The organism is Enterococcus sp. DIV0546 (assembly GCF_051712785.1).
GTDB classification, from domain to species: Bacteria; Bacillota; Bacilli; order Lactobacillales; family Enterococcaceae; genus Enterococcus; species Enterococcus faecalis.
On record NZ_JBIOPO010000001.1, the window covers coordinates 809,748 to 832,500 of the forward strand.

Below are 22,753 nucleotides of genomic sequence, written 5' to 3' on the forward strand. Positions count from 1 at the left end.
GATAGAATAAAAATAAAAACAGGAGTTTAAGGAATGAAACTAAACGGGATTATTATGATAGCGGTTGTTGGAAGCGTTTTATCTGGCTGTGGTTGGCAAAAATCGAAAGAGGAATCACAAAAAGTACAAACCGTACAAACAAACAATGTAAATACTGAAGAAACAAGAGCAATTTCAGCAACCGAAGTTAGTCAAACCACGGCGTTGGAATTAGAGCAAACAACGCAAACACAAGAATTAACTGAATTAGTTACAGAAGAAGGGACGATTTGGAATCAGCAAAAAGCAAAACAGTTAGGACAATACATGGAAACCTGGGGTCAAGAACGCAATCAGAACTATCAAGCGTACCAACCAGGTCACTCTGTAGCTTTTTACACGATTCAAGTGCCTGATGATTTATTGAGTTATGAACCTAAAATACAACCAGCTATTGGGAACAATCCCATTTGGTTAAATTGGTCAGAAACAGGCAGCGAAGGGGGTTATTGTCTGGTGGCAGTATACTCTGACAGTGCGACACAAGTTGCCCAGAAGCATGTCTATTTATTTACTTTAGTGAATGGTGAAGCCAAAGTCTATGTGAGTAAAGAACAGCCAGTAGAGGAGCAACCTTATTTGTTTTTAAAAGAAACAAGCAATACAGAACTGAAAGAACAATTCACAAACCTTGTGAATAATCTTTAATTTTTTATTTAATCAAAAGGAAAAGAAAATTTATCATTGACAAAGTATCCGCTTTCATTTTATTCTGTAGCTACCCCTTGGGAAAGGGCAAAAGGAAGTTTTGAAAGGGATGGAAAAAATGAAGGAAACAAGTTTAGTAATTATTAAGCCAGATGGCGTTGAACGGAAGTTAGTTGGCAAAATCATTCAACGTTTTGAAGATAAAGGTATTGACTTATTGCACCTTAAATTCGAACGACTAACAGTAGAAACAGTGAAGGAACACTATGAGCATTTAAAAGATGAACTATTTTTCCCTGAATTATTAGCCTATATGACAAGTGGCCCAGTGGTTGTGATGGTCGTTGTAGGGGACAATGTGGTTAAAAAAGTGCGTAAATTAGTTGGAGCAACGAATCCGTTAGATGCTGAAAGTGGCACCTTACGAGCGGATTATGGGTTGTCTGTCACCAAAAATTTAATCCATGCTTCTGATTCTGTTCAATCAGCAAAAATTGAGATGCAACGGTTCTTTGGTTAATCAGCGAAAAAGAAGCAATCCTTTATTTTTTATAAAGGATTGTTTCTTTTTTATTAATTGTCAGAATATTCCGCTTAAATGGTTGACATCTGGAGGTAGAAGAGTAGTATAGACTACATACTAAATACTAAATGACTGCGTGTGCTTCAGGAGGATAAAATGATAACAAGTGATGAATTGACAGAAAACCTTAGTCCGTTTGAATTAAGTCTATTTTTAGAGAAGAAATTACATGAAGAAAATCATAATTTAGAAACATTGCTAAATGCAGGGCGAGGCAATCCTAATTGGACGGCGCCAACACCAAGGGAAGCCTTTTTTTTATTAGGTCAATTTGCTACAAAAGAAACCTTAAGAGAGGGGAGCGAACAAACGGCTGGTATGATTCAGCCAAGCTTTGGTAGAACGCAACGCTTCTTAAACTTTTTAGCAGAAAATCCTAGCAAAGGGGCAACTTTCTTACAAGAAATTTGGACAGCAGAGCATAACTATTTTGGGATGGATAAGGAAATGTGGTTAGATGCCATGTTAGACTATGTGATTGGGGATAATTATCCGAATCCTGTTCGTTGCTTGAAGGCGTGTGAACAACCGATTAAAGCATATTTAAATCAAGAATTATTTTCCAGCGAAGCACAACCGTTTGATATTTTTGCCGTTGAAGGTGGTACAGCAGGGATTTGTTACTTGTTTGATACGTTGGCAAATAATTATTTACTAGAAAAAGGTGATCGTATTGCGTTGTTATTACCAACGTTTGCTCCTTATCTAGAAATTCCAGAACTACCACGTTATGATTTTGACGTGGTTAAAATCAAAGCAGAGCAAATGATTATTGATGGAAAAACGACGTATCAATACTCAAACAAGGAAATTGATAAACTAAAAGACCCGTCCATCAAAGCGGTTTTTGTCGTAAATCCCAGCAATCCAACTGCCAATGCTATGGGAAAACCTACCATTGAACAAATCAAACAAATCGTTGCAGTGGATAACCCTAAGTTAATGATTTTAACAGATGACGTTTACGGAACCTTTGTGCCAGCTTTCCGTTCACTATTTACGGAGTTACCTTACAATACAGCTTGTATCTATTCTTATTCTAAATACTTTGGCGCTACCGGTTGGCGTGTGGGGACCATTGCGGTCAGCCAAGAGAACATCTTTGACCAATTATTAAAAGAATTGCCAGTGGCTCAAAAAATGGAATTACAGGCACGTTATGCTACATTGAATGCAGACACAAGCCAAATTAACTTTACCAGCCGCTTAGTCGCAGACAGCCGCGATATTGCGTTGAACCATGCAGCGGGACTTTCTTCTATTCAGCAAGCGATGATGGCTTTATTTAGTTTGTATGCTTTGTTAAAAGACGGTCAAGCATATAAAGACGAAGTGATGGATATTTGTCATACGCGTGAAAAGCTCTTGTTCCGCACCTTAGGCATTGAAGAGCCTTTAGCAAGTTTAAATACAGCATACTATTGTGAAATTAACTTTAGAGATTGGACAGAAAAACGTTATGGCCCAGAATTTTCAAGTTATTTAACGAAATCGTGGACGATCACAAAAGTATTAACCTCTTTAGCAGAAAAAGAAAAATTAATGCTTTTAAAAGCGGATGCTTTCGGGAGTGACAAATGGTCAGTTCGAATTTCTTTAGCCAATTTAGCTACTAACCAATATAGTGAAGTTGGTAAACGAATGATTCGCCTATCTGAACACATTAAAGAAGAGTGGTTGCGCCAAAAGCGCCAAGCAATTAAATAAAAAAACGCTAGGTCTCTCAATCTGCAGGAGGCTTAGCGTTTTTGTTTATTATTTATTCATTTTTCCGTCAGTTTTGGTTTATAAATGTTTGCTACACTGGAGATAAGAGGAAATTAAGCGTTTATAAAAAGGAGAGAAGTGAATGAAACATATTAAAGGAATGTTGGTTTTTATCGGATTATTTATTTTGATTGGTTGTGCGCCAGATCAAGAGGCAACGAAACAAACAACAAGTGGTCCGCAAGAGACAAAGCAAGTGAAGCAAGTTACCGTCACCAATCAAACGACTTCTGCGGTGGAAAAACAAGCGCCGACTAAAAATGACGAACTGATTGCTAATCAATTGACTTTTGATTCTCATGAATACACGTACGAAGTGGTTACAGGGGCCACGCAAACGACATTTGGGACAACCCCACCAGCAAAATATACACCAGAAGAAAAAAAGAAAAAAATGTTTTGGTCCAATCAACCGCCTTTGGGATTAATGACGGGTAACTATTATAAAAATGAAGGTGTATTTACTGGCGGAAATTACGGCATTGTAGAGATTATTACGGAACCTGAAACGCAACGGATTCTGAATGTTGAGTTTACAGAGTTTGCTAGTGATCCTTATTATGATACACGCTATTCGGGTGTCAACAAACGCCTGTCAGATTATCCTGAATTTCAAGCAAGCAACACGCGCACAGACGATACGTTAGTCACCGTTGTTAATGGTATTACTTATGTAGAAAAACAAATGCGTGACGAAAATCGTGTCACAGGTAATTTTTATACGGTACGCGGTTCATCAACTTCTGCGCGTGAAGGATTAATGCCTTTAGCAGCAGAGATGGACACTTGGCTAAAAGAGCCAGCGAAAGAAACGTATATCGGTTACGCAGAAGATTTAGGCAATGGCCTAATCGGTCGACTTCAAGTGATAACAGAAGAGCAGAAAATAAAACATGTCAGCTATGATGAATACTTTTCAGATGAACAGGAAAAAATCACAGAAACAGCTCTGCGGCCTTTTTATCGTCAATCGAAATATTATTCACCAGGATACAATAAACAAACCAACAATTCTTTTATTCATTTTGTAGATGCACTAACAAAGGCCATTACGACACAACAAACTTTATCCGTTAACGAAGAACAAGAGCTACAGCATCCGTCTTTTACTACTTATCAAAGATTGGCTGAAAAAATCAGCACGTTTCAAAATTCATTGAAGGAATAAAAAAAACGAAAGTAGGGCATAAGTCGTTTCGACTTATGCCCTACTTTCGTAATCTTAAGATTATCAGCTAAACCAAAGCAAGTTCTTTTTAAAGAAATACTTTTATCTTAGCCTTTTATAGATCTAAATAATTTTCTAAGTAATCTGCTAAACCATCTTGATCATTTGTTTTTTCAGTGACATCGTTGGCTACGGATTTAATTTTATCCGTGGCATTGTTCATAGCAACACCCCAACCAGCATAACTTAACATTTCTTCGTCATTATGTTCATCGCCAAAAGCAATGATATCAGCTGGTTTGACAGATAAAAAGTTCGCCACTTGATCAACGCCATGGGCTTTTTGAATTCCTTTTGCGACCATTTCTAAAATAGGCATTGGACCGCCCCAAGTGCGGACATCAATATAATCACCATATTGTTTTGTCAATGTATCAGCAACTTTTTCAGCTTGGTTTGGTGTGGTCCGAACCATCATTGAGGTAGGATTTGTTCGTAAATTTTTAGCAGTAAGTAAATTATCTAAGGTTGCTTTGGAAGCAAAAAATTTCGGATCGAACCCATCTAACGTATCGATATAAAATGTTTCTTTGTTTTCAGCAGCAACAAAATCTAATTGTAATTCTTTTTTCTGTGCCAAAATATCAAAGACTAGGTCACGTTCAATATTGGCTTCGCTTTCCAAGTCCCATTTTTTCTCTGGAATGTGGACTAAAGCGCCATTAAAGTTAACCATAGGGGTCGTTAGGCCAAGTTGTTGGTAAAATTGATGACTCATTCTATAGGGACGTCCAGTGGCAATACTGACGTAATGACCGTTGTCAATCGCTTTTTTTAGTGTTTGTTCGGTTTTTGGACTGATTAAAGACTGTGCATTTAATGTTGTGCCGTCTAAATCAATAGCAATTAATTTTTTCAAGTAAAAATTCCTCCTAAATGCCTTTTACTCAGTCTAGCATAAAACCGAAGATTATCAAGGGGAGAAGCATGTTCATTTATAAGGTTTAAAAAAAAGCTTAAGAAGTATGCTACACTAAAATAAACCGTTTGAAAAAGGAGCGCAGAGCATCTTGAAAAATTCTAGAAATTATTTACGAGTGATCACCTTAATCTATTGTATCTATATGTGGTTATTTGCTACGCATTTTCATTTTATGGCGTTGAACGTGTTGTTAGCCTATATTCCAATTGAACTTAGTTATCTTTTAAACGCAGAAAAACGTAAAAGGGATTGGTTGATAGGTTTTGCTTGGTTAATTTTTTATCCTAATGCGCCGTACCTATTTACGGATTTTTTTCATTTAGAAACGCTATCTATTTATCGAGGCTTTAATACGATTTTTGCAAACCAAATTGGTGATTGGTGGGCGTTTGTTTGCTTAACTAGCGGGATTGTTATATATGGACTTTTAGGGATGAAAACAGTAACAACTGTTAGTCAGAAATTGCAAAGTTATTGTGACTATAGAACAATTGTAGTCTTTCAAGCCAGCCTTCATTTCTTGTCTGCTTTGGCGATTTATGTTGGACGTTTTGATCGATTACACAGTGTCTATCTTTTTATGAGTCCAATTGAAACAGTGAAAATTATCTTTTTTGACTGGTCCCTTCAAAAATTAATGTTTATTTTATTAATGATGTTTCTACAGATGCTGTTGTTTGGGCTAATCCAATTATTAGGAAAAGAAGAAGCAATGTAAAGCTTTTTCTTTTTTTTATATCTACAAAACACGAACATTATATAGAAAAATATATATAATAGTTAATATTTTGTTGTAAAAAGATAGCGATTCTCTTATAATCAAAGAGTAATTATTCGAAAACATGGATTTTAAGGGAGAGAAGTGCAATTATGAATACGTTTTTCAAATTAAAGGAAAACAAGACAACGGTATCAACTGAAATAATGGCAGGGGTTACGACCTTTTTTGCAATGAGTTATATTTTATTTGTTAATCCGTCCATTCTTTCAGAAACAGGGATGCCTTTTCAGGCTGTTTTTTTAGCGACCATTATTGCTTCAATCATCGGTACATTAATTATGGGGCTGTTTGCTAATGTACCTTACGCTCAAGCACCGGGGATGGGACTCAATGCTTTCTTCACGTTTACGGTCGTTTTTGGGATGGGGTATACATGGCAACAAGCATTAGCAATGGTTTTTATTTGTGGTTTGATTAATATTTTGATTACAGTGACAAAAATTCGCAAAATGATTATTAAAGCAATTCCAGAGAGTTTGCAACATGCTATTGGTGGTGGGATTGGAATTTTTGTCGCTTATGTAGGGTTGAAAAATGCTGGCTTACTAAGTTTCACAGTACAAGCAGAACCTCAAAATGGTGTTGTGAATGGTTCGAGTATCGTGCCCGCTTTAGGAAATTTTGATAATCCAGCTATTATTTTGGCGGTAATTGGGCTAGTTTTAACAACGATTTTAGTTGTCACGAATGTTCGTGGGGCTATTTTAATTGGCATTGTGGTTACTACGTTAGTCGCAATTCCAATGGGGGTGGTAGACACTGCTTCGGTTGATTGGCATGCTAATTCGTTGGGCAATTCATTTAAAGAATTAGGTACAACTTTTGGCGCTGCTTTTGGTGCTGAGGGCTTACAGTCATTGTTTAGCGATTCTTCAAAAATTCCTCAAGTTTTAATGACCATTATTGCCTTCAGTTTATCAGATACGTTTGATACAATTGGAACATTTATCGGTACGGGACGTCGAACAGGGATTTTCTCTAAAGAAGATGAATTAGCTTTAGAAGATAGTAAGGGCTTCAGCACTAAAATGGACAAAGCTCTATTTGCAGATGCTATTGCAACATCTATCGGTGCGATTTTTGGTACATCGAATACGACAACTTATGTAGAAAGTGCAGCAGGAATCGGTGCGGGTGGTCGAACAGGTTTGACATCGGTAGTGGTAGCAATTCTATTTGCCCTAAGTAGTCTTTTTTCACCACTTATTGCTATTGTGCCAGCACAAGCTACGGCTCCAGCGTTAATTTTAGTGGGAATTATGATGTTAGCTTCTTTCAAAGACATCAATTGGACGGATTTAGAAGATGCGATTCCAGCATTTTTTGCTTCAATTTTCATGGGATTATGTTATAGCATCTCTTATGGGATTGCTGCTGGGTTCATCTTTTATGCAGTGGTGAAAGTAGTCAAAGGAAAAGCCAAAGAAGTTTCACCAATTATTTGGGTCATTGATGCGTTGTTTATCTTAAACTTTGTAATCTTAGCTATTTTATAGTAAACAGAAGTGAGGCTGAGATAACAGCGGTTAGCTTCGAAGGTGTTGCATTTGTTCAGCTATTTATCTTAAGCCCAAGTGTTAAGAAGTCTGGCAGATTGGTCGTTTTGGCCGGTCTGCCAGACTTTTTTTAAAAGAATTTTCTTTTGAGAGATTCACTCTTTTAGAGTATAGTGGTAGGTGAAGAGGTGATAAGGTGGATAAAAGTATGAAAATAAAATGGAAGCAGAATTTGTTAGTCGCATGGATTGGTTGCTTTTTTACAGGGGCGAGTATTAGCTTAGTTATGCCGTTTATTCCAGTATATGTTGAACAATTAGGGACGCCTAAGAGTCAAGTAGAGTTGTTTTCTGGATTGGCAATTTCTGTCACGGCGTTTGCTGCTGCGATTGTTGCACCGATTTGGGGAAATTTAGCTGATCGAAAAGGTCGGAAAATTATGATGATTCGCGCTGCAGCAGGAATGACGATCACAATGGGGGCGTTAGCATTTGTCCCTAATGTATACTGGCTGTTGATTATGCGTTTTATGAACGGGATTTTATCCGGCTATATTCCTAACGCAACAGCGATGATTGCGTCGCAGGCGCCAAAAGAGAAAAATGGCTGGGCTCTAGGAACATTATCAACAGGTGCAATTGCTGGGACGTTAATTGCGCCATCGATTGGCGGTGCGTTGGCACAGTGGTTTGGAATGGAAAATGTCTTTATTATTACCGGCGTTATTTTATTCATTACAACGTTGTTGACTATCTTTTTAGTTAAAGAAGATTTTCAACCAGTTGAGAAAAAGGATTTATTAACGACGAAAGAAATTTTTAGTAAGATGGATCATGTTTCAGTATTGATTGGTTTGTTTGTGACTACGTTAATTTTACAATTAGGAATTACAAGTATCAGCCCAATCTTAACGCTATATATTCGATCTTTAAGTGGCGATACAGAGAATGTATTATTTGTTAGTGGTTTGATTGTTTCGATTGCCGGCGTTTCAGCAATTATTTCTTCTCCAACTTTGGGAAAAATTGGGGACCGCATTGGGAACCAAAAAGTTTTATTAGGCGGATTAATTCTTTCTTTTATTTGTTACATTCCCATGGCGTTTGTGCAAACACCTTTTCAGTTAGGTGTTTTACGATTCCTTTTAGGTTTTTCAACAGGCGCATTAATGCCATCGATTAATACGTTAATTAGTAAAATAACGCCAACGGAGGGCGTAAGTAGAGTTTATAGTTACAATCAGATGTGTAGTAATTTCGGTCAAGTTTTAGGGCCGATGGTAGGGTCAACAGTTGCCCATGGTTTTGGCTATTCTTCTGTTTTTCTGGTAACCGCTTGTTTCGTTTTAGGAAACATTGGGTTGTCCTTCTTTAATTTCCGAAAAGTTTTAAATAAAAAGCTCTAAACAGTTGAAAAGATAAAAAAACCAGTTACAATAACTTTAGTAACTGGTTTTTTCTTATTTAACAGGTTTGGTTTCTTTCGGTACTGCAAAGTGTGCAATTAATAAAATAATAACGGCTGTTGCCAACGATAGAATCGTTGTCATTTTAAAGTCGTATGAACCACCAGATAATGCACCGCCGATATATCCAACGACTTGGCCTAATGCGAAGGTCCAGAAAAATACAACAAGATAACGCATATGAGCACCTCTTTTCTAGCTCTTAGTTTAGCATATTTTCTTTAAAAGTAAAGAATCCGCGATAGGAAAATAAGAGAAGAGGAAAAAAATAGCAAGGATTCAAAAAGGAGCTGTCCAATGTCATTTCCACAATTACATACCGTTACTTCCTATTCGCTTTTATCTAGTACGGTTAGGATTCGTTCCTATGTAAAACAAGCGAAAGCGTTAGGTTATCAAACATTAGCGATTACCGATATCAATGTCTTGCATGGGGCGGTTGAATTTTATGAAGCATGCCAAGAAGCGGGAATTCAACCAATTATCGGTTTAAGATTAGAATATACCCCAGCAGAAAAAGAAGGGCATTCCGAGTTGCTTTTATTTGCTAAAAATTTAAAAGGGTATCAGCAATTAATGCAACTATCTAGCAGCAAAATGACAACAGAGGGTCCCTTTTACTTAGCGGAACATCAATCCTTATTAAGTGATTTATTTGCCGTGACTTTGTCAGCCAAAGGAGAAGTCGCCCAAACATTTTTTGAAGATGAACAACAAGCGGTTCACGCTTTCCAACAACTTGCTTCATATTTTGATCCCCAGTCGTTATTTGTTGAACATTCTTTTTCAATGAATCAACAACGCAATCCAGCGCTCTTTTCTTTTTACCAAAGAGAACAATTACCTGGCGTGGCTTTGCAAGAGGTACGTCATTTAACAAGGGAAGAAGGCTTTGCCGTTACTGTTCTTGAGAGCATCAAAGAAAATAATCAATTGAATATTACAAGCCAAACACCGGAAATAGAAGGTCTGAATTACTTGCGCGAAGCAGAGACGACGATGGAACAAATGCTTCAAATAGCTGGTTCAGAAGTGGTCCAGAATACGATTCAGCTAGCTGAAAATTGCCGAGTTGACATTCCTTTACATCAAAAATTATTACCGCATTTTCCTGTGCCTGATAATCAAACGGCTGGTTCTTATTTACGCACATTGTGTTTAGAAAAATTACCAGAAAGAGTGCCTCATCTAAATGAAGTTTACCAAAAACGATTAGAAAAAGAGTTAACCATCATTCACAATATGGGCTTTGATGATTACTTTTTAATCGTTTGGGATGTGATGGACTTCTGTCATAACAATCAAATTGTTACAGGCGCTGGCCGAGGTTCAGCTGCAGGCTCTTTAGTGTCCTATGTGCTATCAATTACAGATGTAGATCCAATCAAATATGATTTGCTTTTTGAACGTTTTTTGAATCCAGAACGCTACACGATGCCCGATATTGATTTAGATATTCCTGATAATCGGCGGGAGGAAGTTTTAGCTTATGTCAGTCAAAAATATGGTCATTATCACATGGCGCAAATTGCCACGTTTGGTACGATGGCTGCGAAAATGGTTTTACGGGACGTTGCACGTGTTTTCGGGTTGTCCCAGAGTGAAGCGAATCGTTGGTCGTCAGCTGTTCCTAACAAGCTAAAAATTACGTTAGAAGAAGCATACCAAGAGTCAAAACGGATGCAAGAATTGGTCAATTTTTCACCAAATAATCAATTGCTCTATAAAACAGCTGTTCAGCTAGAAGGATTGCCTCGTCATGTTTCTACGCACGCAGCAGGTGTGGTAATTAGTGATGAAAATCTTTTGAATTTGGTTCCGTTACAACCAGGATCGAATGAAATTTTATTGACCCAATTTACTATGAATGATGTTGAAAAAATTGGTCTTCTGAAAATGGATTTCTTGGGCTTAAGAAATTTATCCATCATTGATGATACCCTCACAGCTGTTAAACGCGTCTATAATCAAACCATTCGTTTGAATCAGATTCCATTAGATGACGAAACAACGCTGGCTTTATTTAGAAAAGGGGAAACAAGTGGCATTTTCCAGTTTGAATCTGCTGGAATTCGGAATGTATTAAGAAAATTAGGGCCAACTAGCATTGAAGATATTGCTGCTGTCAATGCCCTGTATCGTCCTGGTCCGATGCAAAATATTGATGTTTTCATCCGCCGAAAAAAAGGCTTGGAACAAATTAGTTATCCAGAGCCTAGTCTCGCCCCCATTTTAGAAAATACGTACGGAATTATTGTTTATCAAGAGCAGATTATGCAAGTTGCTGCGAAAATGGCTGGCTTCTCTTTAGGGCAAGCTGACATTTTACGTCGGGCCATTAGTAAAAAGAAAAAAGATGTGCTAGATGAAGAACGGAATCATTTTGTTAATGGTGCGTTACAACAAGGCTATCCTCAAGAAACAGCTAACCAAGTGTACGATTATATTGAGCGCTTTGCTAATTATGGCTTTAACCGCTCGCATGCATTTGCCTATTCCTTTATTGGTTTTCAAATGGCTTACTTGAAGGTTCATTATCCGAGTGCTTTTTATGTCGCATTGTTGCATTCTGTTCGTCATAATCCAACAAAAATTAAAGAATATATTGGCGAAGCTAGAAAAAACAAGCAGACGATTTTGCAGCCGTCAATTAACCAAAGTCACTACAGCTTTTACCTAAATCAGCAACAGCAAATTTTATTTGGTTTTAGTTCTTTAAAAGGAATCCGCCGAGACTTCATTCAAAATATTTTAAATGAACGCCGAGAAAATGGACCGTACAAAACGTTCGATGAGTTTCTTTTGCGAATTGACCGTAAGTGGTTGAAAGTTGAAAATATCGAACCATTGATTGCCATCGGTGCATTTGACGAAATTGCGCCTAATCGCCGTCAATTAGCAGTAGGTTTAGAGAGTAATATCCAAAGTATTCTTCTCAGCGGTGGTAGTATGGATTTGTTAGAAACATTGAAGCCAAAGGAAGAAGAAATTGCCGATTATCCGCTAGAAGAGCGACTAGAACAAGAAGAACAATATTTAGGGGTCTATTTATCAGGACATCCGACAGAAGAGTTCAAAAAAACACGCTTAGCCAAGCAAACGCAACTTGTTCATGAACTTGTTGAAAATCAGCCCACGAAATTATTGATTTATGTCAAAAACATTCGGACGATTCGGACCAAAAAGGGAGAACAAATGGCCTTTGTTGATGGGGATGATACAACAGGAAGTATTTCACTAACGTTGTTCCCAACCGTTTTTCGCCAGTTAAGACAGAGTGTCGAGAAAGGGCAAGTTTATTATGTGGAAGGAAAAGTGGAACGCAGTACGTACAATCAAGAATTGCAAATATTGGTTCAACGAATAGAAAAAGCGCAACAAGTAGAAACATCAATTAGTGACGAAACGTGTTTTATCAGAATTACAAAAGATGTCGAACAAACGGACGTTTTTCAGAAAATGAAAGAGGTACTTAGTCGTCATGCTGGACACATTCCAGTGATTGTCTATTTTGAAAAAACAGGAAAGAAAATAGTATTAAATGAAGAAAATTGGGTCGCTCATACAAGCGCTAGTCAGCAACAATTAGCTTACGTTTTAGGCGAGCAAAACGTCATTTTCAAATGATTTACGGTAAAAAATACTAGTTGTTTTCAACTTTTTTCATTTTTTTCTTCTTAACTCAAGACATTTTGGTTCTTTAATGGTAAAATGAATGACGTAATATTTTTGTATATCAATTTTTGCGAAAAGGTTTCTTTTGGCAGTTGAAAGTATATTATATGAGGTGAAATAGCGAATGAAACGCATTGGTATTTTAACCAGCGGGGGAGATGCCCCTGGAATGAACGCTGCAATTCGTGCAGTCGTACGCAAAAGTATTTTTGATGGAATCGAAGTTTACGGTATTAACTATGGATTTGCCGGTTTAGTCGCAGGCGACATCCGTCGTTTAGATGTTGCTGACGTTGGCGATAAGATTCAACGTGGTGGAACATTCTTGTACTCTGCTCGTTATCCTGAATTTGCTACTGAAGAAGGGCAATTAAAAGGAATCGAACAATTGAAAAAATTCGGTATTGAAGGCTTAGTTGTTATTGGTGGAGACGGTTCTTATCATGGCGCAATGGCTTTGACAAAACGTGGTTTCCCCGCTGTTGGAATTCCTGGAACGATTGATAATGATATTCCTGGAACAGATTTCACAATCGGTTTTGATACAGCGATTAACACTGTTTTGGAATCAATTGACCGAATTCGTGATACAGCGACTTCTCATGTTCGTACATTCGTTATCGAAGTAATGGGACGTAACGCTGGTGATATCGCATTGTGGTCAGGCGTGGCAGGCGGAGCAGATGAAATCATTATTCCTGAACATGATTTTGATATGAAAAACGTTGCCAAACGTATTCAAGAAGGCCGCGACCGCGGGAAAAAACATTGCTTAATCATTTTAGCAGAAGGCGTAATGGGCGGAAATGAATTTGCTGATAAACTTTCTGAATACGGTGATTTCCATACGCGTGTATCAATTTTAGGACACGTGGTTCGTGGGGGCTCCCCAAGTGCTCGTGACCGTGTATTAGCAAGTAAATTTGGGTCATATGCTGTTGAACTTCTAAAAGAAGGTAAAGGCGGTTTATGTATCGGTATGTTAGATAACCAAGTAGTTGCAGCTGATATTATTGACACGTTAGAAAACAATAAACACAAACCAGATTTATCTCTTTATGAGTTAAATCATGAAATTTCTTTTTAATCTTGTATATTAGCTAATCTTATTAGCTTTGTATAAACAAATTTGGAATAGGAGCGTTTTAGTAATGAAAAAAACGAAAATCGTATGTACGATTGGACCAGCTAGTGAATCCGTTGATATGCTAGTAAACTTAATTAATGCAGGTATGAATGTTTGCCGTTTGAACTTTTCACATGGTGACTACGAAGAGCATGGTGCTCGTATTAAAAACATTCGTGAAGCTGTAAAAATTACAGGGAAACGCGTAGCGATCTTACTAGATACAAAAGGTCCTGAAATCCGCACAAATGACATGGAAAATGGCGCAATCACAATGAAAATTGGTGACTCAGTACGTATTTCTATGACAGAAGTTTTAGGAACAAATGAAAAATTCTCAATCACTTATCCAGAATTAATCAATGATGTAAACGTAGGTTCACACATTCTTTTAGATGATGGTTTAATCGATTTAGAAGTAACTGATATCGACCGTGATGCAAACGAAATCGTAACAGTTGTTAAAAACGAAGGCGTCTTGAAAAACAAAAAAGGCGTTAACGTACCAGGCGTTTCTGTAAACTTACCAGGGATCACTGAAAAAGATGCTAACGATATCCGTTTCGGAATTGGTCAAGGAATTGACTTTATCGCAGCTAGCTTCGTTCGTCGTGCTTCTGACGTTTTAGAAATCACTAAAATTTTAGAAGAAGAAAACGCAACACACATCCAAATCATTCCTAAAATCGAAAACCAAGAAGGTATCGATAATATCGATGAAATCTTAAAAGTTTCTGATGGTTTAATGGTTGCTCGTGGTGACATGGGTGTTGAAATTCCAACAGAAGATGTTCCAGTTGTCCAAAAAGCTTTAATTAAAAAATGTAATGCTTTAGGTAAACCAGTTATCACTGCAACACAAATGTTAGATTCAATGCAACGTAACCCACGTCCAACACGTGCGGAAGCAAATGACGTAGCAAACGCAATCTACGATGGAACAGATGCAGTAATGTTATCAGGCGAAACTGCAGCAGGGGATTACCCATTAGAAGCTGTTCAAACAATGGCTCGTATTGCAGTTCGTACAGAAGAAACATTAGTTAACCAAGATTCATTCGCATTGAAATTATATAGCAAAACAGATATGACTGAAGCAATCGGACAATCTGTTGGCCATACAGCACGTAACTTGGGTATCCAAACAATCGTTGCGGCAACAGAATCAGGCCATACAGCACGTATGATCTCTAAATACCGTCCAAAAGCACATATCGTTGCAATTACGTTCTCAGAACAAAAAGCACGTAGCTTATCATTATCATGGGGTGTTTACGCAACAGTTGCTGACAAACCATCAAGCACAGATGAAATGTTTAATTTAGCTTCAAAAGTATCACAAGAAGAAGGTTATGCTTCAGAAGGTGATTTAATCATTATCACTGCTGGTGTTCCAGTTGGCGAAAAAGGCACAACAAACTTAATGAAAATTCAAATGATCGGTTCTAAATTAGTTCAAGGTCAAGGTGTCGGCGAAGAAGCAATTATTGCAAAAGCCGTTGTGGCAGGAACTGCTGAAGAAGCAGTTGCTAAAGCGACTGAAGGAGCTATTTTAGTTACAAAAACAACAGATAAAGAATACATGCCTGCAATTGAAAAAGCATCAGCATTAGTTGTTGAAGAAGGTGGTTTAACTTCTCATGCAGCTGTTGTAGCGATTGCACAAAATATTCCAGTTATCGTAGGTGCTGCAGATGCAACATCATTAATTAATAATGACGAAGTGATTACTGTTGATCCTCGTCGTGGTATTGTTTACCGCGGAGCAACAACAGCTATCTAAGTCTAATTAATTCAATCATTTGATTTTAAGCAATATGTACTCGGACGCAAAGCTGGGACAAACCGATTCGTCAGTTTGTCTCAGCTTTTTTTACAAGGAAGACAGTAGTATGAAATGTTCAGAAACACGTATTCAGTAAATAAAGAGTTGGGCGCAAATAGTAAAATTATGTCTGAGTTTTAAATTATTTATGTTATTTCACACAAAAATTTTGTTATTTAATTAAATAAGCGCTAAGTTATCTTCAACAGAAAAACAATTATAAAAAAAACGAAAGAAAAACAGGGAATAAGAAAGGGCTGTCAAGAAAATTTCATTGACAAAGCTTTCATACCCCTGTATAATAGCTTTTGTTGCTTAGGAGTGATAATTATGAAGTGGTCTTTGTTAGAATTAAATAAATACAAAGAAGAGCCGCTAGTGTTTTCAGAAACATTGCATCTTAAAGAAGAGCTTCTTCAACGAGATGATACCTTGTTGGATGTTAGTCCAATCAAAGTAGAAGGCTTATTAGCAGTCAATAAATCAGAATATTTACTTCATTACACTATTCAGGTAACTGTAACCGTTCCTTCATCCCGTTCTTTAGAACCTGTGGCTTTGCCAATGCAAATCACGGTCGATGAAGTCTTTATGACAAAAGAACAAATGGATACAAGGGATGAACGATTTGCAGATGAAGAGATTATTTTATTGGACAAGCCAACAATTGATTTAGATGAATCTGTCGAAGACAACATTCTATTGTCCATTCCAATTCAAGTGCTTACAGAAGAAGAACAAAACAGTCAAGAAATGCCAAGTGGCAATGACTGGGAAGTGATTTCAGAAGAAGCATATTTGGAAAGTAAGCAGAAAGCAGCAGAACAAACAGTGGATCCTCGTCTGGCTAAACTATCAGAATTACTCAGCGATAATGCTGAAGAGGAAGATAACAGCTAGGTTGGAATATATTGTGTATGTAAATACACGCATCTTTACAAGGAGGTGGAACAACAATGGCAGTACCAGCTAGAAGAACTTCTAAAGCGAAAAAAGCAAAACGTCGCACACACTACAAATTAACAATCAAAGGCTTAAATGCATGCTCAAACTGTGGTGAAATGAAAAAAAGCCATCACGTATGTCCAGCATGTGGTCACTACGATGGAAAAGACGTAATGTCTAAAGAAGCATAAGCATAAAAACATTTTTTGAAATGTTGAATCCCCTAGGCTAACCATGGAGCCTAGGGGATTTGTATTTTTTTAAGAAAATATGAAGAAATTGGAAATTTATTGGCACTATATTGTTTTCATATGAAAGATAGTGCGTTATAATAGTGAGGATTATAAGAGAATGCTCATAGAATTTTCGTTGATTATAATATAGGAGGTCATAAAATGACAAAACAACAATTTGGCGTAGTCGGCATGGCTGTCATGGGAAAAAATCTTGCTTTAAACATTGAAAGCAGAGGCTATACAGTTGCGCTGTATAACCGTACAGGATCAAAAACAACAGAAGTGGTTGAAGAACATCCTGACAAAAACTTTCAAGCAACATACTCAATTGAGGAATTTGTGAATGCAATTGAAAAACCTCGTCGAATTATGTTGATGGTTAAAGCTGGACCTGCAACAGATGCGACAATCCAAGAATTGTTACCACACCTTGATAAAGGCGACATCTTAATTGATGGCGGTAATACGTTCTTCAAAGACACAATGCGACGTAATGAAGAACTAGCAAACTCAGGAATTAACTTTATTGGTACTGGCGTTTCTGGCGGAGAAGAAGGAGCCTTGAAAGGACCATCTATCATGCCTGGCGGACAAAAAGAAGCGTATGAGTTAGTTGCGCCAATTCTTGAAAAAATTTCAGCTAAAGCAGAAGACGGTGAACCATGTGTGACTTACATTGGCCCAAATGGTGCTGGACATTATGTAAAAATGGTTCATAATGGGATTGAATATGGGGACATGCAATTAATTGCTGAATCCTACGATTTAATGAAACAAATCTTAGGTTTATCTGTTGATGAAATGGCAGAGATTTTCAAAGAATGGAACGAAGGCGAATTAGACAGTTACCTTATCGAGATCACGGCTGACATTTTGACACGTAAAGATGATGAAGGAACCGACCAACCAATCGTTGATGTTATTCTTGATGCAGCAGGCAACAAAGGAACAGGTAAATGGACAAGCCAAAGTGCGTTAGATCTTGGCGTACCATTACCATTAATTACAGAATCAGTATTTGCACGTTTTATTTCGGCTTACAAAGAAGAACGCGTAAAAGCAAGTGGCATTTTATCAAAACCTGCAGCCTTTAACTTTGCAGGCGATAAAAAAGAATTGATTGAAAAAATTCGCGAAGCATTATACTTTAGTAAATTAATGAGTTATGCGCAAGGGTTTGCACAACTCCGTGCAGCTTCTGAAGAATACGGATGGGATTTACCATTTGGTGAAATTGCAAAAATCTGGCGAGCAGGTTGTATTATCCGTGCACAATTCTTACAAAAAATTACCGATGCATATGAAAAAAATCCAGCACTTGAAAACTTGTTGTTAGATGAATACTTCGTAGAAATTACGAAAAAATATCAACAAGCCGTTCGTGAAGTTGTTGCGATTGCTGTTCAAGCAGGTGTTCCTGTACCAACATTCTCATCTGCAATTGCTTATTACGATTCTTATCGTTCAGATCGCTTACCAGCGAATTTAATTCAAGCACAACGTGATTACTTCGGTGCTCATACGTACGAACGCACAGACAAAGAAGGAATCTACCATTACAGCTGGTACAACGAAGAATAAACACGCTGGAGACCATGAGTGTGGCTCACCATGCTCATGGTTTTACTGTGGCTTAAAAAAGAACCAGATAGATTGAGTAGTAATTCTCTAATAAGTAGTAAGGAATAAAAAGGTTGAGCTTGAGTATAGCTTTTAAAGAGAAAGGACAATTAATCAAATGAGCAACATTTTAATTATTGAAGATGAAAAGAACTTAGCGAGATTCGTTGAGCTTGAATTAAAACATGAGGGGTATACGACAGAAGTACACTACAATGGTCGTACAGGATTGGAAGCCGCTCTTAACAACGAATGGGATGCTATCCTTCTTGATTTGATGTTACCAGAATTAAATGGATTAGAAGTATGTCGCCGTGTTCGCCAAGTGAAAAATACACCAATTATTATGATGACTGCGCGTGATTCAGTAATTGACCGTGTTTCTGGCTTAGACCATGGAGCGGATGATTATATTGTTAAACCATTTGCAATTGAAGAATTGTTAGCTCGTTTACGTGCGTTACTTCGTCGTATTGATATTGAGGGCGATAAAAACGTTGCAAAACAAACAACGATTACATATCGTGACTTAACAATTGAAAAAGAAAATCGTGTCGTTCGTCGTAATTCTGAAATGATTGAATTAACAAAACGCGAATACGAATTACTATTAACGCTAATGGAAAACGTGAACGTTGTCTTGGCACGTGATGTGTTACTAAATAAAGTTTGGGGCTATGAAACAGAAGTAGAAACAAACGTTGTGGATGTGTATATCCGCTACTTGCGAAATAAAATTGACGTACCTGGAGAAGAAAGCTACATCCAAACTGTCCGTGGAACTGGCTACGTTATGCGTTCGTGAGAACTAATTAATGAAAAGAACGATTAAAAAAGAACTGGAAGGCCCATCTTTAACTATAAAGTGGGCTTTCGCAAGTTCTTTCTTTATATTTGTAGTTTTTACCATTTTTGCGGTGATTACCTATAAGTCTTCTGTCAGTCTTATTGTTGCCAAAGAAAAGGAAAATGTCGAAGCAACGATTGCAGAAGTAACAAATCGATTAGCTAATGCCAATGAAAATTTAACGGTAACAGACGTTTTTGACTATTTAAAAACGCCGAGTGAAAGAGATGAAAACTACTATAATAAGCATACAGCAGTAGAAGGTTCGTTTATGGAAATGGACAGTTTCATATCTGAACTAGGACAACCAGAACTTTATTTATCTGTGTATGACACAAACCAAAAACTAGTTTTTAAAACACAAAATGAATATGATAAGTTATTACAATTGGATCGACAATTACCTGTTGTTCGAACCGTTTTTGATAAAACCGGTTTTTATTCCGTGGAACCTATTTTTTCAAAAGAAACACGAGAAAAGATTGGCTATATTCAAGCGTTTTATGAACTTTCTTCTTTTTATGAAATTCGTAATCATTTATTATTAACACTTGTAGTTTTAGAAGTGATTTCTCTGATTGTAAGTAGTGTCTTAGGCTTTATCCTCTCTTCTTATTTCTTAAAACCATTAAAAGTATTGAGAGACACGATGGATACAATCCGCAAAGACCCGCAATCAGATGTCCACATGCCGGAGATTAATACGAGAGATGAGTTAGCAGATATTTCGGAAATATTTAATGAAATGTTAGATCGTATGAGACGCTATATCGAACAACAAGAGCAGTTTGTTGAAGATGTTTCCCATGAATTAAGAACGCCCGTTGCGATTATGGAAGGCCATTTAAACCTTTTAAATCGTTGGGGGAAAGACGATCCTGAAATTTTAGATGAATCATTAAAGGCCAGTTTACAAGAAATTAGTCGTATGAAGAGTTTGGTCCAAGAAATGCTTGACCTTTCACGCGCTGAACAAGTGGACACCCAATATGCAAATGAACGAACAGATGCTAAACAAGTAGTCTACCAAGTATTTAATAACTTCCAATTGGTTTATCCTGAGTTTCATATCACATTAGATGACGATTTACCAACCGAAGTTGAGCTGAAAATCTATCGTAATCACTTTGAACAATTGCTAATTATTCTATTAGATAATGCGATTAAATATTCAACCGATCGAAAAGAAGTGCATATTTCCATTTCTCGAACGATGAATGAATTTGAAATAGCTGTGCAAGATTTTGGTGAAGGAATCACTGAAGAAGACTTGGAGAAAATATTTGATCGATTCTATCGAGTAGATAAAGCCCGTGCAAGAAATAAAGGTGGTAATGGCTTAGGTCTATCGATTGCAAAACAATTAGTCGAAAACTATAAAGGACGTATTGATGCAGAAAGCGTATTGCATCAAGGAACGATCTTTAGAATTTTTATTCCAATCGCTGGAATAAAAGAAGAGAGCAACGTACAATAAAGTACGTTGCTTTTTTTACGAATGATTAACGAACATTTCAGTAAGAGAAAAGGGATTATAAGATAAAGAAACGAATGTTTTCTTTGCAGAAAATATTCATCGTTCGAAATTGAAAAAAATGTTATTTTTCTGCAAAATAATAGTTGCGTTTTAGAAAAATCCTTGGTATATTAATATCTGTTCTGACAAACAGTTCGTTAAGAAAAAAGTTTTAAAAAGTTAAAAATTTTTCTTGACGAAAAGATAAATAACATGTTAGAATAACAAAGTCGTTAAAGAGATTGCTTTTAAATCAATCGTTTGATCGAAAAAACTTGTTATAAAATAACAAAAAAGTTTTAAAAAGTTGTTGACAAACAACTGAGATAATGATAAGATATAGAAGTTGTCACAACAGACGACAACGACCGAGCGAAACAACTTAAAAAAACTTTTTCAAAAAAGTTCTTGACATTCAAACGAAAGTTTGTTATGATATAAAAGTTGCTGCGAGGTAACGTAGACCTTTGAAAACTGAACAAAGAATAGACGAACCAAATGTGTAGGGCGTCTTGATTCAATTCAAGACAACAAACATTTTTAACAAGCAAGCAATATGCTAGCAAACAAATTGAGCTTAACAATCGCAAGATTGTTCTAACTTTTATTATGAGAGTTTGATCCTGGCTCAGGACGAACGCTGGCGGCGTGCCTAATACATGCAAGTCGAACGCTTCTTTCCTCCCGAGTGCTTGCACTCAATTGGAAAGAGGAGTGGCGGACGGGTGAGTAACACGTGGGTAACCTACCCATCAGAGGGGGATAACACTTGGAAACAGGTGCTAATACCGCATAACAGTTTATGCCGCATGGCATAAGAGTGAAAGGCGCTTTCGGGTGTCGCTGATGGATGGACCCGCGGTGCATTAGCTAGTTGGTGAGGTAACGGCTCACCAAGGCCACGATGCATAGCCGACCTGAGAGGGTGATCGGCCACACTGGGACTGAGACACGGCCCAGACTCCTACGGGAGGCAGCAGTAGGGAATCTTCGGCAATGGACGAAAGTCTGACCGAGCAACGCCGCGTGAGTGAAGAAGGTTTTCGGATCGTAAAACTCTGTTGTTAGAGAAGAACAAGGACGTTAGTAACTGAACGTCCCCTGACGGTATCTAACCAGAAAGCCACGGCTAACTACGTGCCAGCAGCCGCGGTAATACGTAGGTGGCAAGCGTTGTCCGGATTTATTGGGCGTAAAGCGAGCGCAGGCGGTTTCTTAAGTCTGATGTGAAAGCCCCCGGCTCAACCGGGGAGGGTCATTGGAAACTGGGAGACTTGAGTGCAGAAGAGGAGAGTGGAATTCCATGTGTAGCGGTGAAATGCGTAGATATATGGAGGAACACCAGTGGCGAAGGCGGCTCTCTGGTCTGTAACTGACGCTGAGGCTCGAAAGCGTGGGGAGCAAACAGGATTAGATACCCTGGTAGTCCACGCCGTAAACGATGAGTGCTAAGTGTTGGAGGGTTTCCGCCCTTCAGTGCTGCAGCAAACGCATTAAGCACTCCGCCTGGGGAGTACGACCGCAAGGTTGAAACTCAAAGGAATTGACGGGGGCCCGCACAAGCGGTGGAGCATGTGGTTTAATTCGAAGCAACGCGAAGAACCTTACCAGGTCTTGACATCCTTTGACCACTCTAGAGATAGAGCTTTCCCTTCGGGGACAAAGTGACAGGTGGTGCATGGTTGTCGTCAGCTCGTGTCGTGAGATGTTGGGTTAAGTCCCGCAACGAGCGCAACCCTTATTGTTAGTTGCCATCATTTAGTTGGGCACTCTAGCGAGACTGCCGGTGACAAACCGGAGGAAGGTGGGGATGACGTCAAATCATCATGCCCCTTATGACCTGGGCTACACACGTGCTACAATGGGAAGTACAACGAGTCGCTAGACCGCGAGGTCATGCAAATCTCTTAAAGCTTCTCTCAGTTCGGATTGCAGGCTGCAACTCGCCTGCATGAAGCCGGAATCGCTAGTAATCGCGGATCAGCACGCCGCGGTGAATACGTTCCCGGGCCTTGTACACACCGCCCGTCACAC

The 22,753-nt window shown here is 38.0% G+C and carries 17 protein-coding genes and 1 rRNA gene (1 of these 18 running past the window's edge); 16 read left to right on the plus strand and 2 right to left on the minus strand.

What is annotated here, in order from left to right; all coding sequences use genetic code 11:
- The first annotated feature begins 33 nt into the window (after positions 1–33).
- The 4 genes from IGJ24_RS03905 (at position 34) to IGJ24_RS03920 (ending at position 4,205) form a co-directional block, all read left to right on the plus strand.
- Entirely contained in the window at positions 34–687 is a 654-nt protein-coding gene (locus IGJ24_RS03905) for a DUF4767 domain-containing protein (RefSeq protein ID WP_002409092.1), read from the plus strand.
- A 109-nt stretch (positions 688–796) separates the two neighbouring features.
- Positions 797–1,207, plus strand: a complete 411-nt coding sequence (gene ndk / locus IGJ24_RS03910) for a nucleoside-diphosphate kinase (RefSeq protein WP_002381321.1) — start codon at positions 797–799, stop codon at positions 1,205–1,207.
- 159 nt (positions 1,208–1,366) lie between these two features.
- Positions 1,367–2,977, plus strand: a complete 1,611-nt coding sequence (gene aspD, locus IGJ24_RS03915; protein WP_289865475.1) for an aspartate 4-decarboxylase — start codon at positions 1,367–1,369, stop codon at positions 2,975–2,977.
- Positions 2,978–3,119: 142 nt separating this feature from the next.
- Positions 3,120–4,205 (plus strand): hypothetical protein, encoded by a 1,086-nt coding sequence (locus tag IGJ24_RS03920; protein ID WP_289865476.1) that lies wholly within the window; start codon positions 3,120–3,122, stop codon positions 4,203–4,205.
- A gap of 115 nt (positions 4,206–4,320) precedes the next feature.
- Here IGJ24_RS03920 and IGJ24_RS03925 read toward each other — a convergent pair whose 3' ends face one another.
- Positions 4,321–5,124, minus strand: a complete 804-nt coding sequence (locus IGJ24_RS03925; RefSeq protein WP_002355941.1) for a Cof-type HAD-IIB family hydrolase — start codon at positions 5,122–5,124, stop codon at positions 4,321–4,323.
- A gap of 205 nt (positions 5,125–5,329) precedes the next feature.
- On the opposite strand from IGJ24_RS03925, the gene IGJ24_RS03930 reads away from it, so the two are divergent.
- The 3 genes from IGJ24_RS03930 (at position 5,330) to IGJ24_RS03940 (ending at position 8,869) form a co-directional block, all read left to right on the plus strand.
- Positions 5,330–5,905 (plus strand): DUF1361 domain-containing protein, encoded by a 576-nt coding sequence (locus tag IGJ24_RS03930; protein ID WP_002386206.1) that lies wholly within the window; start codon positions 5,330–5,332, stop codon positions 5,903–5,905.
- 152 nt (positions 5,906–6,057) lie between these two features.
- Positions 6,058–7,464 (plus strand): NCS2 family permease, encoded by a 1,407-nt coding sequence (locus IGJ24_RS03935; protein WP_002355943.1) that lies wholly within the window; start codon positions 6,058–6,060, stop codon positions 7,462–7,464.
- A 208-nt stretch (positions 7,465–7,672) separates the two neighbouring features.
- Positions 7,673–8,869 carry a multidrug efflux MFS transporter gene (locus IGJ24_RS03940; RefSeq protein ID WP_002381323.1) on the plus strand — a complete coding sequence of 399 codons (1,197 nt, stop codon included), beginning with the start codon at positions 7,673–7,675 and terminating at the stop codon, positions 8,867–8,869.
- A 54-nt stretch (positions 8,870–8,923) separates the two neighbouring features.
- Here IGJ24_RS03940 and IGJ24_RS03945 read toward each other — a convergent pair whose 3' ends face one another.
- On the minus strand, positions 8,924–9,109 hold the full coding sequence (locus IGJ24_RS03945) for a YjzD family protein (protein WP_002355945.1): 186 nt from the start codon (positions 9,107–9,109) through the stop codon (positions 8,924–8,926).
- A 117-nt stretch (positions 9,110–9,226) separates the two neighbouring features.
- Here IGJ24_RS03945 and dnaE point away from each other — a divergent pair, with 117 nt between their 5' ends.
- The 9 genes from dnaE to IGJ24_RS03990 all read left to right on the plus strand — a co-directional run.
- Positions 9,227–12,556 (plus strand): DNA polymerase III subunit alpha, encoded by a 3,330-nt coding sequence (gene dnaE / locus IGJ24_RS03950; protein WP_174090302.1) that lies wholly within the window; start codon positions 9,227–9,229, stop codon positions 12,554–12,556.
- A 172-nt stretch (positions 12,557–12,728) separates the two neighbouring features.
- On the plus strand, positions 12,729–13,691 hold the full coding sequence (gene pfkA / locus IGJ24_RS03955) for a 6-phosphofructokinase (RefSeq protein ID WP_002355947.1): 963 nt from the start codon (positions 12,729–12,731) through the stop codon (positions 13,689–13,691).
- Positions 13,692–13,755: 64 nt separating this feature from the next.
- Positions 13,756–15,513 (plus strand): pyruvate kinase, encoded by a 1,758-nt coding sequence (pyk, locus tag IGJ24_RS03960; RefSeq protein ID WP_002355949.1) that lies wholly within the window; start codon positions 13,756–13,758, stop codon positions 15,511–15,513.
- A gap of 372 nt (positions 15,514–15,885) precedes the next feature.
- Positions 15,886–16,455, plus strand: coding sequence for a YceD family protein (locus IGJ24_RS03965; RefSeq protein WP_173951002.1), 570 nt, complete (start codon positions 15,886–15,888; stop codon positions 16,453–16,455).
- A gap of 56 nt (positions 16,456–16,511) precedes the next feature.
- Positions 16,512–16,691, plus strand: a complete 180-nt coding sequence (gene rpmF / locus IGJ24_RS03970) for a 50S ribosomal protein L32 (protein WP_002355952.1) — start codon at positions 16,512–16,514, stop codon at positions 16,689–16,691.
- Positions 16,692–16,895: 204 nt separating this feature from the next.
- Positions 16,896–18,317, plus strand: a complete 1,422-nt coding sequence (gene gndA / locus IGJ24_RS03975) for an NADP-dependent phosphogluconate dehydrogenase (RefSeq protein WP_002355953.1) — start codon at positions 16,896–16,898, stop codon at positions 18,315–18,317.
- Positions 18,318–18,474: 157 nt separating this feature from the next.
- Positions 18,475–19,161, plus strand: a complete 687-nt coding sequence (locus tag IGJ24_RS03980) for a response regulator transcription factor (protein ID WP_002355954.1) — start codon at positions 18,475–18,477, stop codon at positions 19,159–19,161.
- 10 nt (positions 19,162–19,171) lie between these two features.
- Positions 19,172–20,680, plus strand: a complete 1,509-nt coding sequence (locus tag IGJ24_RS03985; RefSeq protein ID WP_002363430.1) for a HAMP domain-containing sensor histidine kinase — start codon at positions 19,172–19,174, stop codon at positions 20,678–20,680.
- 644 nt (positions 20,681–21,324) lie between these two features.
- A 16S ribosomal RNA gene (locus tag IGJ24_RS03990) occupies positions 21,325–22,753 on the plus strand (it continues 132 nt past the right edge of the window).